General features: G+C 63.4%; 22 protein-coding genes. 2 read left to right on the plus strand and 20 right to left on the minus strand.

All coding sequences use genetic code 11. The features are described from left to right. Positions 1–25: 25 nt before the first annotated feature. On the minus strand, positions 26–727 hold the full coding sequence (locus tag CAL28_RS28835) for a c-type cytochrome (RefSeq protein WP_176464131.1): 702 nt from the start codon (positions 725–727) through the stop codon (positions 26–28). Positions 728–937: 210 nt separating this feature from the next. On the opposite strand from CAL28_RS28835, the gene yihA reads away from it, so the two are divergent. Both yihA and hemB read left to right on the plus strand, forming a co-directional pair. Then, the gene (gene yihA / locus CAL28_RS28840; protein WP_094844390.1) at positions 938–1561 is read left to right on the plus strand and encodes a ribosome biogenesis GTP-binding protein YihA/YsxC; all 624 of its coding nucleotides are present in this window, start codon (positions 938–940) and stop codon (positions 1559–1561) included. Then, a complete protein-coding gene (gene hemB / locus CAL28_RS28845; protein WP_094844391.1) occupies positions 1558–2577 on the plus strand; it encodes a porphobilinogen synthase in 1020 nt (339 codons plus the stop codon). The genes yihA and hemB overlap by 4 nt, the downstream gene beginning before the upstream one ends. Before the next feature lie 21 nt (positions 2578–2598). On the opposite strand, the gene CAL28_RS28850 is transcribed toward hemB, so the two are convergent. The 19 genes from CAL28_RS28850 to rpsN all read right to left on the minus strand — a co-directional run bounded on the left by CAL28_RS28850 (position 2599) and on the right by rpsN (position 14630). Continuing rightward, the gene (locus CAL28_RS28850) at positions 2599–3096 is read right to left on the minus strand and encodes a hypothetical protein (RefSeq protein ID WP_094844392.1); all 498 of its coding nucleotides are present in this window, start codon (positions 3094–3096) and stop codon (positions 2599–2601) included. Between the two features lie 93 nt (positions 3097–3189). Further along, the gene (locus CAL28_RS29660; protein ID WP_141218262.1) at positions 3190–4032 is read right to left on the minus strand and encodes a hypothetical protein; all 843 of its coding nucleotides are present in this window, start codon (positions 4030–4032) and stop codon (positions 3190–3192) included. A 172-nt stretch (positions 4033–4204) separates the two neighbouring features. After that, positions 4205–6181, minus strand: a complete 1977-nt coding sequence (gene dsbD, locus CAL28_RS28860) for a protein-disulfide reductase DsbD (RefSeq protein WP_094844921.1) — start codon at positions 6179–6181, stop codon at positions 4205–4207. A 148-nt stretch (positions 6182–6329) separates the two neighbouring features. After that, entirely contained in the window at positions 6330–6671 is a 342-nt protein-coding gene (cutA, locus tag CAL28_RS28865; RefSeq protein ID WP_094844394.1) for a divalent-cation tolerance protein CutA, read from the minus strand. Between the two features lie 182 nt (positions 6672–6853). Then, entirely contained in the window at positions 6854–7246 is a 393-nt protein-coding gene (gene rplQ / locus CAL28_RS28870; protein WP_094844395.1) for a 50S ribosomal protein L17, read from the minus strand. Positions 7247–7465: 219 nt separating this feature from the next. Further along, the gene (locus CAL28_RS28875) at positions 7466–8452 is read right to left on the minus strand and encodes a DNA-directed RNA polymerase subunit alpha (protein WP_094844396.1); all 987 of its coding nucleotides are present in this window, start codon (positions 8450–8452) and stop codon (positions 7466–7468) included. A 184-nt stretch (positions 8453–8636) separates the two neighbouring features. Next, entirely contained in the window at positions 8637–9260 is a 624-nt protein-coding gene (rpsD, locus tag CAL28_RS28880) for a 30S ribosomal protein S4 (protein WP_094844397.1), read from the minus strand. 11 nt (positions 9261–9271) lie between these two features. Continuing rightward, on the minus strand, positions 9272–9673 hold the full coding sequence (gene rpsK / locus CAL28_RS28885) for a 30S ribosomal protein S11 (protein ID WP_006216516.1): 402 nt from the start codon (positions 9671–9673) through the stop codon (positions 9272–9274). A gap of 15 nt (positions 9674–9688) precedes the next feature. Continuing rightward, positions 9689–10054, minus strand: coding sequence for a 30S ribosomal protein S13 (rpsM, locus tag CAL28_RS28890; protein WP_066357338.1), 366 nt, complete (start codon positions 10052–10054; stop codon positions 9689–9691). A gap of 40 nt (positions 10055–10094) precedes the next feature. Next, positions 10095–10208, minus strand: a complete 114-nt coding sequence (rpmJ, locus tag CAL28_RS28895) for a 50S ribosomal protein L36 (RefSeq protein ID WP_066357345.1) — start codon at positions 10206–10208, stop codon at positions 10095–10097. Between the two features lie 34 nt (positions 10209–10242). Next, positions 10243–10461: a translation initiation factor IF-1 gene (gene infA, locus CAL28_RS28900; RefSeq protein ID WP_066357346.1), complete on the minus strand. Its 219-nt coding sequence runs from the start codon at positions 10459–10461 to the stop codon at positions 10243–10245. An 8-nt stretch (positions 10462–10469) separates the two neighbouring features. After that, positions 10470–11801 (minus strand): preprotein translocase subunit SecY, encoded by a 1332-nt coding sequence (gene secY, locus CAL28_RS28905; protein ID WP_094844398.1) that lies wholly within the window; start codon positions 11799–11801, stop codon positions 10470–10472. Between the two features lie 10 nt (positions 11802–11811). After that, positions 11812–12252, minus strand: coding sequence for a 50S ribosomal protein L15 (gene rplO, locus CAL28_RS28910; RefSeq protein ID WP_086067516.1), 441 nt, complete (start codon positions 12250–12252; stop codon positions 11812–11814). 9 nt (positions 12253–12261) lie between these two features. Next, on the minus strand, positions 12262–12447 hold the full coding sequence (gene rpmD, locus CAL28_RS28915; protein ID WP_066357352.1) for a 50S ribosomal protein L30: 186 nt from the start codon (positions 12445–12447) through the stop codon (positions 12262–12264). Between the two features lie 3 nt (positions 12448–12450). Then, positions 12451–12972: a 30S ribosomal protein S5 gene (rpsE, locus tag CAL28_RS28920; RefSeq protein ID WP_094844399.1), complete on the minus strand. Its 522-nt coding sequence runs from the start codon at positions 12970–12972 to the stop codon at positions 12451–12453. Positions 12973–12987: 15 nt separating this feature from the next. Continuing rightward, positions 12988–13353 (minus strand): 50S ribosomal protein L18, encoded by a 366-nt coding sequence (gene rplR / locus CAL28_RS28925; RefSeq protein WP_094844400.1) that lies wholly within the window; start codon positions 13351–13353, stop codon positions 12988–12990. Between the two features lie 21 nt (positions 13354–13374). After that, entirely contained in the window at positions 13375–13908 is a 534-nt protein-coding gene (gene rplF / locus CAL28_RS28930) for a 50S ribosomal protein L6 (RefSeq protein WP_094844401.1), read from the minus strand. Between the two features lie 10 nt (positions 13909–13918). Further along, positions 13919–14314: a 30S ribosomal protein S8 gene (gene rpsH / locus CAL28_RS28935; RefSeq protein ID WP_094844402.1), complete on the minus strand. Its 396-nt coding sequence runs from the start codon at positions 14312–14314 to the stop codon at positions 13919–13921. A 10-nt stretch (positions 14315–14324) separates the two neighbouring features. After that, entirely contained in the window at positions 14325–14630 is a 306-nt protein-coding gene (rpsN, locus tag CAL28_RS28940; protein ID WP_094844403.1) for a 30S ribosomal protein S14, read from the minus strand. Positions 14631–14641: the final 11 nt, after the last annotated feature.

The following is a 14641-nucleotide window of genomic DNA, read 5'->3' on the forward strand; positions in this document are numbered from 1 at the left end:
AATGGTTCGTGCACGGGCCGCACCGTCAGCGCAGGCCGGCGGCGTAGTCGGAAACCGCCTTGATATCGTCGGCCGTCATGCGGCTGGCGATCTCGTGCATGGGCTCGCTGTTGTTCCGGCTGCCATCCTGGAAAAGCTTCAGCTGCTCTTCGATATAAGAGGGGAACTGGCCCGACAGGCGGGGATACTGCGCCGGAACGCCAGCCCCGTTGGCGGAGTGGCAGGACGCGCAAGCCGGCACATTGCGGTCGGGCAGGCCGGCGCGCCAGATGGTCTGGCCGCGATCCACCAGGGATTTCTGGCCGGCGGTGGCGGGTTCCTTCAGCTGCTGCTGGGACAGGTACAGGGCGATGTTCTGCATGTCCTGCGGCGTCAGCGACTGCACAATGGCGGTCATGGGCGTGGGATTGCCGCCCGCACCGTTGCGCAGCGGCACCTTGGCACCCTGCTTGAGCTGGAAATCGCCCAACTGCTTGGCCAGGTATTCATGCGCCTGGGCTGCCAGATTGGGATTGGTGGGAATGGTGCTGTTGCCGGCGGCGCCGTGACAGCTCGCACAGGCGATGATGCCGCGCGCCTGGTCGCCGTTGGTGTAGAGCTGTTCGCCCTTCCCAGCGTCCGGCTTGGCCGCCGGCGCCGAAGCATCGGCCGCGAAACTCGGAAAAACGGCGGTCGTACCCAACACCAACCCGCCCACAACCAACATCCGGGACAGCACACGCTTCATGAAAACCTCGACGTTCGCAGCATCGACTCACGGCGCTGGTACGCGCCGTTTATGATTTGCCTATGTTTTCCATTCGCCTGCCCACGAGCTGCCGGTATACCCCGAGTTCTGTGATGCGACGCGGCGTGCTACACCGTCAGCGGACTGGCGCCCACCCTTGCAAACGCCGGATTATACAATAGGGCTCGTACCCCTCTATTTACCATCCCCGTGTCCCTCCTCCATCGCGCCTCCTTTTTCATCTCGGCAGCCCGCCTGGACCAGCTGCCGCCGCCCGGCGCGCCGGAAGTCTGTTTCGTCGGCCGTTCCAACGCCGGCAAGTCCACGGCCATCAATGTCCTGACCAACCAGCGCCGCCTGGCCTTTTCCAGCAAGACGCCGGGACGGACGCGCTTGATCAATATGTTCGGCCTGCCGGACCCCTACGACCCCGAACGTCCGATGGGCTTCCTGGTCGACCTGCCCGGCTACGGCTACGCCGCCATCAGCCAGGGCGAGCGCGACAAATGGGCCGAACTGCTCGGCGGTTACCTGGCCACGCGCGCGTCGCTGGTGGGCATCGTCCTGCTGATCGACATCCGCCGCGGCGTGACCGACCTGGACCGCCGGCTGGCGGACTTCATCGCGCCCACGGGCCGCCCGGTCCTGGCGCTGCTGACCAAGGCCGACAAACTGCCTTACGGCCAGCGCATGCGCACCGTCTTCACCGTGCGCAAGGACCTGGCGGATATCGGCGCGCTGCATACCGTGCCGTTCTCGGCGCCGGACCGCATCGGCCTGGAAGAAGCGACCGAGCACATCGAAAACTGGATCTCTCCGAAGGTAGTGCCATGAATCACCACATCGTATCGGCGGGCTTTCCCGCGTCCCGGCCCCGTCGCCTGCGCCGCGACGATTTCACGCGCCGCCTGGTCCGCGAAAACACGCTGACCGCCAACGACCTGATCTACCCCGTGTTCGTCGCCGACGGCAAGGGCTTGCGTCAGGACGTGCCGTCGATGCCCGGCGTGGTGCGCTATTCGCTGGACACCCTGCTGCCGGTCGCGGAAACCTGTATGGAACTCGGCATCCCGGTGATGGCGCTGTTTCCGGTCATCGACAGCGCGCTGAAGACGCCGGACGGCATCGAGGCGGCCAACCCGGACGGCCTCGTCCCGACCGTGGTCGCCGAACTGAAAAAACGCTTTCCCGAACTGGGCCTGCTGACCGACGTGGCGCTGGATCCCTACACCAGCCACGGACAGGACGGCCTGATCGACGAAGCCGGGTATGTGCTGAACGAACCCACGGTCGAGATCCTGGTGAAACAGGCGCTGGTGCAGTCGCAGGCCGGCGTGGACATCGTCGCCCCCAGCGACATGATGGACGGGCGCATCGGCGCCATACGCCAGGCGCTGGAAGATGCCCAGCACATTCACACCCGCATCATGGCTTATTCCGCCAAGTACGCGAGCGCCTTCTACGGCCCCTTCCGCGACGCGGTGGGATCGGCGGCCAACCTGGGCAGATCGAACAAGGCCGTCTACCAGATGGACCCCGGCAATATCGACGAAGCCCTGCGCGAAGTGGCCGCGGACCTGGCCGAAGGCGCCGATATGGTCATGGTCAAGCCCGGCATGCCGTATCTGGACGTCCTGCGGCGGGTAAAGGATGCCTTCCGCGTGCCGACTTTCGCGTACCAGGTCAGCGGCGAATACGCCATGCTGAAAGCCGCCGCGGCCAACGGCTGGCTGGATCACGACAAAGTCATGATGGAAGCGCTGCTGGGATTCAAGCGGGCCGGTGCCGACGGCATCCTGACCTACTTCGCCATCGACGCGGCCCGGTGGCTCAAGAGCCACGCGTCCTGATCGATCCGCGGCGCGCGGCGGCTACCACTGCACCCGGACACCGCCGCCGATCCGCTCGCGCGTGCCGGCCCGGGATACGGGCACATCATCCGAGCGCTCGGCCACGCCATAGACGGTAACGTCCGGGCCCAGCGGCCTTTCGACCTTCGTTCCGGTATACCGCCGCCCTGAGAGCTCTTCTATCCGCGTGTAGGGACGCAGCGACGCGCCGTCGCCATCGCTCGATCGCGCGCCGCCCGGCAGCGGGGCGGCCGAGCGGCGATCGTCCCAGCCGGAGGTGCCGGGTCCCGCGCCGTCCGTCCCGCGCGGCCCGGTGTTCAAGCGATACGGGCTGTCAGCGGCACGGGGCGCGGGCTTCGCCGGACGCCGCAGGATGGGGGCGGACGTGCAGCCCGCCGGGGCGGCGTGGCCGATGCCGCATTCCGGCGATGCCCAGGCCAACGAGGCACCGGCCAGCAAGATGCCCAGCGCCGCCAGCGTCCGGCCGCGCCCATGTGACAGAAACCTGCCGCGGTTCATACGTATCAATTTCCATGATCGGGTACGGACACTGGTGGAGAAAGGCAAAGACGCGGTTCCTCCTTGCTATCGGCCATATCTGGCCTTGTACCGTCAAACCGCGAATCGTGCGGACTTCCGTTTCAGGATGAACTGCAGCTGGCGCAGGCCGCGGTCGAGCCTGCTGACCCGGCCGGTGCATTCCCGGTATGTGCGGAGCTTGCCCTCAGCAAGGCAGGCGGCCCGGGATTGTTCCAGTCGGGAACGGATATTCTCGTGCAAGGCCATGATATGCACGATATCTTCCCTGGATGCCTTACGAATAAAGTCTTCCCTGAATAGCCTGACTTTTTCGTTTGCATCCCGATCCCGCTCATTCGGAAAACCGGTTTTCGCCGCGCTGATGAAATCGATGAAGCGGTCTTTATCGCCCCCCATCCTGATATACCTTTCTATTTCTTCTTTCCACTGCCGTTCTATTTCGACTCTTCCGGCTTGTCCTGAAAATCCCGCGAGCGTAGCGATAGGCCGATCGTACCCCTCGTAATACTGGCCATGCGCAGGCCTGCCTTTGCGGCGGCGCTCCGGCTTTTGGCTCAGTATGGGCGCAGCGTGACCGATGTTCGAGTAATAGTCGTTGTCGTAATAGAAATCTCGCCGCCGTCTTACTGCCCGCAGCCTGGGGCCGCCCTCTAGCCGCCCGGTGGAACCCGTGCTTGCCTTGCCGCGATATTCGATGGAATGAAAACGCGGTTTCCTGCTCGCCGCCAGCCCTTTCCCGCGATCCGGGCGGCCCGCGGAAGAATAGGGAACGATATTCAGATAATGGGCGAGTCTTGCGATAAAGGACTTAAGCGATTCAAGGCCCTGTATAACCGGGCGAACCGTTGAAGACCATGGACGAGCCGGAGCGACCGCGATGTCGCTCCCTTTGCGTATATTTGCGATATTCGACATTCCAATCTCCCATAAGCAGCAAGAGACTGAAAGTGTACAGAGCGAGATGCAGCCACATAATGATGGATTGGTCTGAATCGCCATAGACGATTATTTCCACCATTAAATGTGTCCGAACTATTATCGCGATGCGGGCATTCGGCGCAAAAACGAGCGGCGCGCGGATATTTTGCTAACGGGTCGCGACCCGATCCAGGGACTCCGTAAAACGGCGGGCGTCCTGGAAGCCGATGACGCGCACATCGCCAAGCTCCTGGCCATCGGCGCCGAAAAACACGATGCCGGGCGGGCCGAACAGGCCGAAGCGCTTCAGCAGCGCCCGATCGTCGGCATTGTTCGCGGTCACGTCCGCGCGCAGCAACAGCATGCCCGACATACGCGCCGCCACGGCAGGATCGGTGAAGGTGAACTGCTCCATCTCGCGGCAGGACACGCACCAATCGGCATAGAAATCGAGCATGACCGGACGACCGGCGCCGGCGATGGCCGCATCCAGCTCGGCCACCGAACGCACGGGCATGAAATGCAATTGCGCGTCCGCGGGACGACCGGCCATGCCGCGCGCGCCGCCCGGATCGCCAAGGGCAAGCTGCGACAAAGGCCGCAATACGTCGCGCCCGCCACTCGCGGCGCCCACCAGCAAAATGACGGCAAGCAGCGCCAGCAACAAGCCGGCGCCCTTGGCGAACATCCGGCCGGTACCGCCCGCCGCGGGAAGGGGTTCGAACGCCCGCAGCATCACGGCCGCGACCAGGCCCAACAACGCCCATCCCACCATTTGCAGCCACACCGGCACCAGCGGGATCAGCATCCACCATGCGGTGGCCAGCAGCAACATGCCGAACAGCCGCTTCACGCCATCCATCCATGGCCCGGCCTTCGGTAACAAGCTGCCCGCGGAACCGCCGACGATCAGCAGGGGTACGCCCATGCCCCATGCCATGGCGAACAGCGCGGCGGCGCCCAGGACCACATCCCGGGTCTGCGAGATATACACCAGCGCCCCCGCCAAGGGTGCCGCCACGCAAGGGCCGACGATAAGCGAAGACACCGCGCCCATCACGAACGCGCCTGTGCCGCGCCCGCCGGGAACGCGCGACAGCCAGTTGCTCAGCCCGGTCTGCACACTGGCCGGCGCCTGCAGCGTGAACACGTCGAACATGGCCAGGGCCAGCAGCGCCAGCAGCGCCGCGAATACACCCAGAACCCAGGGCGTCTGCAGCCACGCCGCCAGGCCGATGCCGCTCAGGCCCGCCGCGACGCCCAGGGCCGTGTAGACCAGCGACATGCCCAGCACGTAGGCCGCCGCCAGGCCCAGCCCCCGCCGGCGGGTCGCCGGCCGGTTCTGTCCGGCGCCGACGATCACCGATGAAAGAATGGGAATCATGGGCAGTACGCAGGGAGTGAGCGACAGCAGCACCCCCAGCAGGAAAAACACCCCCGCGGTCTTCAGCCATCCCATTCCCGCGATCGCACCCGCCAGGCCGACATCGTCGCTGCGGGCCAGCGCGCTGAAATCGTCCGGCAGGCCGGCCCGCGCGGCGGGGGCGGCGGCTCCGGGTTGTTCCACCGTGCCGCCCGCGCCCGGCGGGGTTGCCGCGGTCAATGCCGCGCCGACGGGCGGCGCGGACGAGAAGCCGCCGGGCGAGCCCGCGCCGGCGGCGACCACCGCGGCCGCGACAGAGGGATCCGCCGTCCCGATACCCGCAATCCGATACCCGCCCGCCACCGGTTGCAGCGAAACCGTATGCGTCATTGGCGGATAGCACACCCCCTGAGTCGCGCATCCCTGGCCGGTCACATTAAGGGTGAAGGCGCCTTCGCCGGGGTGCAGCGGCACGCGTATCGAGATCGGCTTGTGGTAGACCTCCATATTCTTGTCGAACGTCGGGTCGTACTTCACTTCGCCGGGCGGAAATACCGGGTCCCCCAGCACGCCGGGCCTGGCCGGATCCGCGGCGATGGCGAAGCGCTCCCGGTACATGTAGTAGCCGCTCGCCACGGCATAGTCGATCCGTACCGTGGCCGGACCTTCCATCGTGGCGGCGAACGGAAATGCCTGCTCCGGTGTCAGGAAGTCGCGCTCGGCCCGGACGGGGGTGGGCAGTACCAAGGCCAGCCACACCAGCACCAGCGCCAGGGCCGACATCAGGCGGCCCAGCCGGTCCCCTGTGCCGAAGGGCTGGGCGCGTACAGGCCGTCGCACGGATCGGCGCGGGGCCGACGGCTCGTGGGGACCACCGGCCCAGACGGCCTGCGGATGTAACGGCGGCATTGGCATCTCGTTCAAATCGGGTTTACCGGCCGGATTGCGGCGCGGTCTGCTCGCGCACCCAGTCCCGATACGGCTGGGCGCTGGCCGTTACGGGAACCGCGATGATTTCGGGTACTTCATAGGGATGCATGCGGGCGATCGCCTGCATCAGGGCTTCGACACGTCCCGCCGTGGTCTTGAACCACATCGGGATTTCCTCGGCGCCCTCCACCTGCCCCTTCCATGTGTAGATGGACAGCGTCGGCGCACCCAGGTTCACACAGGCCGCCAGGCCTTGCTCCACCACCACATGCGCGATCCGCTTGGCCAACAGGAGATCGGGGGCATTGCTGATCACCAGCAGCATATCGTCATCGCCGGACATTCCTGTCTCCATCATTCGCCCCTATCGGTCGGCATGCCTCATTTTATCGGTCCCCATGCCGGCCTGCCGGGCACCGCGCGCCCGGCGCGCCAGCCCCCCTTGCTGCCCAGCGCCCGGGTACGGTCCCCGGAAGCAAAAAGGCGAGCCATGGGCTCGCCTTTCGCCGATCGGATATCGCCGTTTTACTCGGCGCTACCTTCTTCGGTTTCCGCAACTTCCGGACGGTCAACCAGTTCCATGAAAGCCATGGGAGCGTTGTCGCCCTGGCGGAAGCCCATCTTCAGCACACGGGTATAACCGCCGTTGCGGGCGGCATAGCGCGGGCCGATTTCGGCAAACAGCTTGACCACGGCGTCGCGATCGCGCAGACGGGCAAACGCCAGACGCTTGTTCGCGAGCGTGGGCTCCTTGCCCAGCGTGATCAGGGGTTCGATGACGCGGCGCAATTCCTTGGCCTTCGGCAGCGTGGTCTTGATCGCTTCGTGGGTGATCAACGAAACGGCCATGTTGCGAAACATGGCGAGACGGTGGCTGCTGGTGCGGTTGAGCTTGCGCAAACCATTACCGTGACGCATGACAATTTCCTTTTGAATCTAAAGACAGCCTCGCGGCCGCCGGGTTATCCGGATCTTCTATCGGCATGAAGCCATGCCGCGGTCCAGTAGTGAAAAAAACAAAAACCAAACGCAAAAACCAGGTCTCACCTCACCCAGGACGCCGCGGATCCGGCTCCGCCGGTCCGCCAGCGTCGCCCCCTTGACGGGGAAGCGCGCAGCGCTTCGGGGGTGAACCTACTACGGACGCTCGAGACCCAGCGGGGGCCAGTTCTCCAGCTTCATGCCCAGCGTCAGACCGCGTGCAGCCAGCACTTCCTTGATTTCGTTCAAGGACTTGCGACCCAGGTTCGGGGTCTTCAGCAGTTCGTTCTCGGTACGCTGGATCAGGTCGCCGATGTAGTAGATATTTTCGGCCTTCAGGCAGTTGGCCGAACGCACCGTCAGCTCCAGGTCGTCGACCGGGCGCAGCAGCACCGGATCGATCTGCGGCGTGCCGCGGACCGGGGCTTCGTACGAGTCGCCCGCGCCTTCGAGCGCCGCGAACACCGAGATCTGGTCCATCAGGATGCGGGCCGCCTGGCGTACCGCTTCCTCGGGCGAAATCACGCCGTTGGTTTCGATATCCAGTACCAGCTTGTCCAGGTCGGTACGCTGCTCCACACGGGCGCTTTCGACCGCGTAGCTGACACGGCGCACGGGGCTGAACGAAGCGTCCAGGACGATACGGCCGATAGTGTGTGTGCGGTCTTCCGACAACGCGCGCACGTTACCCGGCACGTAACCGCGACCCTTCTCGACCTTGATCTGCATCTCGATCTTGCCGGCTTCGGTCAGATTGCACAGCACGTGGTTCGGGTTGACGATCTCCACGTCGTGCGGCAGCTCGATATCGCTGGCCAGCACGGCGCCTTCGCCCTGCTTGCGCAGGACCAGGGTGACTTCGTCGCGGTTGTGCAGCTTGAAGACGACGCCCTTCAGATTCAGCAGGATGTCCACGACATCTTCGCGCACACCCGCGATGGTCGAGTATTCGTGCACGACGCCGGTCATCTGGACTTCCGTCGGCGCATAGCCCGTCATGGACGACAACAGGATGCGGCGCAGGGCGTTACCCAGCGTATGACCGTAACCGCGCTCGAAGGGCTCCATGACGATCTTGGCATGGTGGGTCCCAACGGGTTCGACCTCGATGGAGCGCGGTTTCAGAAAACCTTGAGTGGACATTGACTTGTTTCCTTTTCAATACCCTCGGCTCGTTACACCGATAAGGCTGATGGAAGTACAAAAACTCGCAAACCCGCAATGCCCGAAACGGGCATTTGCGGGTCGGCAAGCGGGTAAAACAGGAGATGCACGTGCGATCGGTGGTCGCGTCGTCGAGGGCGCCGCGCTGCCGCGGCGCGCCTTATCAACGCGAATACAGTTCGACGACCATCGATTCGTTGACGTCGCGCGCAACGTCGGCGCGGTCCGGAGCCTGCTTGAAGACACCCGTCATCTTGCTGGTGTCGACATCGACCCACTGGGGCAGGCCGATGCTGGTCGCCAGATCCAGAGATTCACGGATACGGCCTTGCTTCTTGGCCTTTTCACGCACGGAAATCACGTCACCGGCCTTCACCAGCATCGAAGCGATGTCGGCGGTATGGCCGTTCAGTTCGATCGCGCGGTGGCTGACCAGCTGGCGCGCCTCGGCACGCGTGGAGCCGAAGCCCATGCGGTAGACGACGTTGTCCAGACGCGATTCCAGCAACTGAATCAGCTTCTCGCCGGTATTGCCGCGAACGCGATCGGCTTCCTGGAAATACTTGCGGAACTGCTTTTCCAGCACGCCGTACATACGCTTCAGCTTCTGCTTTTCACGCAGCTGCAGACCGTAGTCGGACGTACGGGCACCCGAAGTGCGGCCATGCTGACCGGGCTTGGAATCCAGCTTGCACTTGGAATCCAGCGAACGGCGGGCGCTCTTCAGAAACAGGTCGGTGCCCTCGCGCCGCGAGAGCTTGCATTTGGGTCCAATATAACGAGCCACGAGGATTCCCCTTAAATACGACGACGCTTGGGCGGACGGCAGCCGTTGTGCGGCACGGGCGTGATATCGGCGATGCTCGAGATCTTGATGCCCAGCGCGTTCAACGCACGGACCGACGACTCACGGCCGGGGCCGGGGCCCTTGATGCGGACTTCCAGCGTCTTGATGCCGTACTCCAGCGCCACGCGGCCGGCCGTTTCGGCGGCAACCTGCGCCGCGAACGGCGTCGACTTGCGCGAGCCCTTGAAGCCAGCGCCACCCGACGTCGCCCAGGACAAGGCATTGCCCTGGCGATCCGTGATGGTGATGATGGTGTTGTTGAAGGACGCGTGGACGTGCGCGATGCCGTCCGAAACGTTCTTCTTGACCTTTTTGCGCACGCGCGAGGCGCCGCTGGTGGAAGCTTTCGCCATAATCCTGTTCCTCGATTATTTCTTCAGGGACGCCGCAGCACGACGCGGACCCTTACGGGTACGGGCGTTGGTGCGGGTGCGCTGGCCGCGCACGGGCAGACCGCGCTTATGACGCATGCCACGGTAGGTGCCCAGGTCGATCAGACGCTTGATCGACAGTTGCACTTCGCGGCGCAGGTCGCCTTCTACGGTAAACACACCAACGTGCTCGCGGATACGCTCCAGCTCGGCGTCGGTGAGATCCTTGACCTTTTTGGTAGTGGGCACATTAGCAGCTTCGCAGATCTTGCGGGCGCGCGTACGACCAATGCCAAAAATGGCGGTCAGGCCGATCTCGGCGTGCTGATGCGGCGGAATGTTGATGCCAGCAATACGGGCCATGACTGTTCCTTGAATATTCTATTGCGTGGAGGCCGAGCGATCAGCCCTGACGCTGCTTGTGCCGCGGGTCGGTGCAGATGACACGCACCACGCCGTGACGTTTGATGATTTTGCAGTTGCGGCAGATCCGCTTAACCGATGCCAATACTTTCATGGGTGACTCCCTGTTATTCCGTAAACCCGTCCGCCTACTTCGCGCGGAAGACGATCCTGGCTCGCGTCAGGTCATAGGGCGTGAGCTCCACTGTGACCTTGTCGCCCGGCAGGATCCGGATGTAATGCATACGCATCTTGCCGGAAATATGGCCCAGCACCACATGGCCGTTTTCAAGCTTGACGCGGAATGTCGCGTTGGGGAGGTTTTCCAGCACCTCGCCCTGCATCTGTATGAATTCGTCCTTCGCCATCTTTTCGCTTAACGCATCGGCAGGTTCGAGTTCGAGCCCTTGAAGTTGGCCTTCTTGAGCAGTGAATCGTACTGGTGAGACATCATGTAGGCCTGAACCTGAGCCATGAAGTCCATCGTCACCACGACGATAATCAACAGCGATGTGCCGCCGAAGTAGAACGGCACATTCCAACGCATGACCAGAAATTCGGGGAACAAGCACACCAGGGTGATGTACAGCGCTCCCGCCAGCGTCAGGCGCATCAGTATCTTGTCGATATAGCGCGCAGTCTGTTCGCCGGGACGGATGCCAGGGACAAAGGCACCGCTTTTCTTCAGGTTGTCTGCAGTTTCCCGGCTGTTGAAAACCAGGGCCGTATAGAAAAAGCAGAAGAAAATGATCGCGGCCGAATACAGGGTGATGTACAGCGGCTGACGCGGGGACAGCGCGGCGGCCAGGTCACCCAGCCAGCGCATGTGCTCGCTGCTGGAGAACCAGCTGGTGATCGTCGCCGGGAACAGGATGATCGACGAAGCGAAGATCGGCGGAATCACGCCGGCCATGTTCAGCTTCAGCGGCAGATGCGAGCTCTGGCCGCCATAGATCTTGTTCCCGACCTGGCGCTTGGCGTAGTTGACCGTGATCTTGCGTTGACCGCGTTCCACGAACACCACGAAAGCCGTTACCACGATCACCAATGCCACGATGAACAGCGCCGACAGCACCGACATCGAATTCGTCCGCACCAGGTCCAGCAGGCCGGCCAGCGCATTGGGCAATCCCGCCACGATACCCGCGAAGATCAGGATGGAAATCCCATTGCCCAATCCGCGCTCGGTGATCTGCTCGCCCAGCCACATGATGAACATGGTGCCGGTCAGCAGGGTGACCACCGTCGTGAAACGGAACAGCAAGCCAGGATCCGTAACCAGCCCGGGCTGCGATTCCAGCGCCACCGAAATCCCCACCGCCTGCACCAGCGCCAGCACGACCGTGCCGTAGCGGGTGTATTGCGTGATCTTGCGGCGGCCTGCCTCGCCTTCCTTCTTCAGAGCCTCGAGCGATGGGATCACCACCGACATCAGCTGCATGATGATGGATGCCGAGATATACGGCATGATCCCCAGGGCAAAAATGGAGAACCGCGACAGCGCTCCGCCGGAGAACATGTTGAACAGGCCCAGGATCCCGCCCTGATTCTGCTGGAACAGATCAGCAAGCGCGTCCGGGTTGATGCCCGGCACGGGGATGTGGGTGCCCAGGCGGTAAACCACCAAGGCGAGCACGAGGAATACGAAACGGCGCTTCAGATCGCCGTAACGCGGTCCGGTCTTGCCCAGTGCCTGTGCGTTAGCCACTGATCACCTCTCAGGCGAGCGAGCCGCCCGCGGCCTCGATGGCGGCGCGAGCGCCGGCCGTCGCGGTAATGCCCTTGAGCACGACCTTGCGCGACAGTTCGCCAGACTTGATGACCTTCGCGTAGCGGACCTGCTGGCCGACCACGCCGGCCTGCTTCAGCACCTGGACGTCGATTTCGTCGACGGGCACTTTTTGCAGGTCGGACAGGCGGACCTCGGCGTACAGGTGCTGGCCCAGGGGCGTGAAGCCACGCTTGGGCAGGCGACGCTGCAGCGGCATCTGACCGCCTTCGAAGCCGACTTTGTGGAAGCCGCCCGAACGCGATTTCTGACCCTTGTGGCCGCGCCCGGCGGTCTTGCCCAGGCCGGAGCCGATGCCGCGGCCGACACGGCGCTTGGCATGCTTGCTGCCTTCGGCGGGCTTCAGCGTGTTGAGTTGAATTTCAGACATCGCGATTCCTTAGACTTCCGTAACGGTGACCAGGTAATCCACAGTACGGATCATCCCGCGCACCTCAGGCGTATCTTGCAGGACGCGCGAGCTATTGATACGGCGCAGGCCCAGGCCGCGAACGGTATCGCGGTGGGATTGCTTGGTACCGATAACCGAGCGCACCAGGGTGACTTTGATCTGCTTCTGAGCCATGACTTACCCCAGGATCTCTTCGACGGTCTTGCCGCGCTTGGCCGCGACTTCCGACGGAGTCATGGAAGCGCGCAGGCCGTTCAGCGTGGCGCGGACCATGTTGTAAGGATTGCTGGAACCCAGGCTCTTGGCGACGATGTTGCGCACGCCCATCACTTCGAAGACAGCACGCATCGGGCCGCCGGCGATCACGCCGGTACCTTCGGGAGCCGGGGAGATCATCACCGTGGCGGCGCCATGCTTGCCGATCACCTTGTGATACAGGGTACCGTTCTTCAGGGCGACCTTGAACAGGCCGCGGCGGGCCTGTTCCATCGCCTTCTGGACCGACACCGGCACTTCACGCGCCTTGCCCTTGCCCATGCCGATGCGGCCATCGCCGTCACCGACCACGGTCAGCGCGGCGAAGCTCATCGTGCGGCCGCCCTTGACCACCTTGCTGACGCGGTTGACCGCGATCATCTTTTCGCGCAGGCCGTCGTCGTTCTCTTTTTCCACGGCGCCTTTGCCTTGTGGTTTAGCCATTTGACTGATCCTCGCTTAGAACTTGAGACCGGCTTCACGCGCGGCATCGGCCAGCGCCTTCACGCGGCCATGGTAACGGAAGCCCGAGCGATCGAAGGCAACCAGTTCGATACCGGCGGCCTTGGCCTTCTCGGCCACGCGCTTGCCCACCAGTTCGGCAGCGGCTTTGTTGCCGCCACGGCCGGTCTGCCCGGCGAGCTGGTTGCGCACTTCGGCTTCCAACGTGGAAGCGCTGACCAGAACGCGGTCGCCTTCCGGCGAAATGATGTTCGCGTAGATGTGCAGGTTCGAGCGGAAGATCGACAGGCGATGAACGCGCAGTTCGTTGATCTTCCGGCGGGTGGGAACCGCACGACGCAAACGGGATACTTTCTTGTCCATGATTCGTCCTTGCGTCCGCCGTTACTTCTTCTTGGTTTCTTTGATGACGACGCGTTCATCCGCATAGCGCACGCCCTTGCCCTTGTAGGGTTCGGGTTTGCGATAGGCGCGGATCTTGGCCGCCTGTTCGCCCACTTCCTGCAGATTCGATCCGCTGAGGATGATTTCCGTCGGAGTGGGGCATTTCGCGCTGATACCCTTGGGCAGCTTGTGCTCGATATCGTGCGAGAAACCAAGTTGCAATTTGACGACGTCGCCTTGCACCTGGGCGCGGTAACCCACGCCCACCAGGTTCAGCTTGCGTTCAAAACCCTTGCTGACACCCGTCACCATATTCGCGACCAGCGCGCGCACCGTGCCGGACATGGCATTGGCGTGACGGCTGTCGTTCGCCGCGACGAAGGTCAGTTTGCCTTCGTCCAGCTTCACGACCACGTCTCCGGTCAACGCCTGCACGAGCGTGCCCAGCGGACCCTTGACGGTGATCTGGTCTTCCTTCAACGCCACTTCGACGTTCTTCGGCACTTCGACCGGGTATTTGGCTATACGTGACATTCGACTCTCCTTAGGCCACGTAGCACAGGACTTCGCCGCCCACGCCGTTGGCGCGAGCCTTGCGGTCGGTCATCACGCCACGCGAGGTCGAGACGATGGCAACGCCCAGGCCGTTCATGACCTCGGGAATGTTGCTACGGCCCTTGTAGATACGCAGGCCGGGGCGCGAGACGCGTTCGATGCGCTCGATAACCGGGCGGCCGGCGTAGTACTTCAGGGCGATCTCGAGCTCAGGCTTGGCCTGCGTGCCCTTGACCTCGAAACCATCGATATAGCCCTCGTCCTTCAGCACGGCAGCGATGGCGGCCTTCAGCTTCGAGGACGGCATGGTCACCGTGACTTTGTCAACTTGCTGCGCATTGCGAATGCGGGTCAGCATATCGGCGATCGGATCGCTCATGCTCATATCTGTTCTCCTACCAGCTGGCCTTGGTGATGCCGGGGATTTCACCCTTCATCGCCATTTCGCGAAGTTTGTGGCGCGTGAGGCCGAACTTGCTGAACACGCCACGCGGACGACCCGTCACCGTGCAGCGGTTGCGCTGGCGGGTGGGGTTGGCGTTGCGCGGCAGCTGTTGCAGCTTGAGCCGAGCTTGGTAACGTTCTTCGTCAGTCTTGGACTGATCGTCGATGATCGCCTTCAGTGCGGCGCGCTTGGCGGCGAATTTGTCAGCCAGCTTGGCACGCTTGATGTCGCGATTGATGAGTGAGAGTTTGGCCACGTCATCGTCCC

This window comes from Bordetella genomosp. 11, assembly GCF_002261215.1.
Lineage (GTDB): Bacteria > Pseudomonadota > Gammaproteobacteria > Burkholderiales > Burkholderiaceae_B > Bordetella_C.

Coding starts and splice junctions, on each gene's coding strand:
- CAL28_RS28835 (WP_176464131.1), bottom strand. CDS start 727: ATGAAGCGTGTGCTGTCCCGGATGTTGGTTGTGGGCGGGTTGGTGTTG.
- hemB (WP_094844391.1), top strand. CDS start 1,558: ATGAATCACCACATCGTATCGGCGGGCTTTCCCGCGTCCCGGCCCCGT.
- CAL28_RS28850 (WP_094844392.1), bottom strand. CDS start 3,096: ATGAACCGCGGCAGGTTTCTGTCACATGGGCGCGGCCGGACGCTGGCG.
- CAL28_RS29660 (WP_141218262.1), bottom strand. CDS start 4,032: ATGTCGAATATCGCAAATATACGCAAAGGGAGCGACATCGCGGTCGCT.
- dsbD (WP_094844921.1), bottom strand. CDS start 6,181: ATGTCGGCCCTGGCGCTGGTGCTGGTGTGGCTGGCCTTGGTACTGCCC.
- cutA (WP_094844394.1), bottom strand. CDS start 6,671: ATGTCCGGCGATGACGATATGCTGCTGGTGATCAGCAATGCCCCCGAT.
- rplQ (WP_094844395.1), bottom strand. CDS start 7,246: ATGCGTCACGGTAATGGTTTGCGCAAGCTCAACCGCACCAGCAGCCAC.
- CAL28_RS28875 (WP_094844396.1), bottom strand. CDS start 8,452: ATGTCCACTCAAGGTTTTCTGAAACCGCGCTCCATCGAGGTCGAACCC.
- rpsK (WP_006216516.1), bottom strand. CDS start 9,673: ATGGCGAAAGCTTCCACCAGCGGCGCCTCGCGCGTGCGCAAAAAGGTC.
- rpsM (WP_066357338.1), bottom strand. CDS start 10,054: ATGGCCCGTATTGCTGGCATCAACATTCCGCCGCATCAGCACGCCGAG.
- rpmJ (WP_066357345.1), bottom strand. CDS start 10,208: ATGAAAGTATTGGCATCGGTTAAGCGGATCTGCCGCAACTGCAAAATC.
- infA (WP_066357346.1), bottom strand. CDS start 10,461: ATGGCGAAGGACGAATTCATACAGATGCAGGGCGAGGTGCTGGAAAAC.
- rplO (WP_086067516.1), bottom strand. CDS start 12,252: ATGTCTGAAATTCAACTCAACACGCTGAAGCCCGCCGAAGGCAGCAAG.
- rpmD (WP_066357352.1), bottom strand. CDS start 12,447: ATGGCTCAGAAGCAGATCAAAGTCACCCTGGTGCGCTCGGTTATCGGT.
- rpsE (WP_094844399.1), bottom strand. CDS start 12,972: ATGGCTAAACCACAAGGCAAAGGCGCCGTGGAAAAAGAGAACGACGAC.
- rplR (WP_094844400.1), bottom strand. CDS start 13,353: ATGGACAAGAAAGTATCCCGTTTGCGTCGTGCGGTTCCCACCCGCCGG.
- rplF (WP_094844401.1), bottom strand. CDS start 13,908: ATGTCACGTATAGCCAAATACCCGGTCGAAGTGCCGAAGAACGTCGAA.
- rpsH (WP_094844402.1), bottom strand. CDS start 14,314: ATGAGCATGAGCGATCCGATCGCCGATATGCTGACCCGCATTCGCAAT.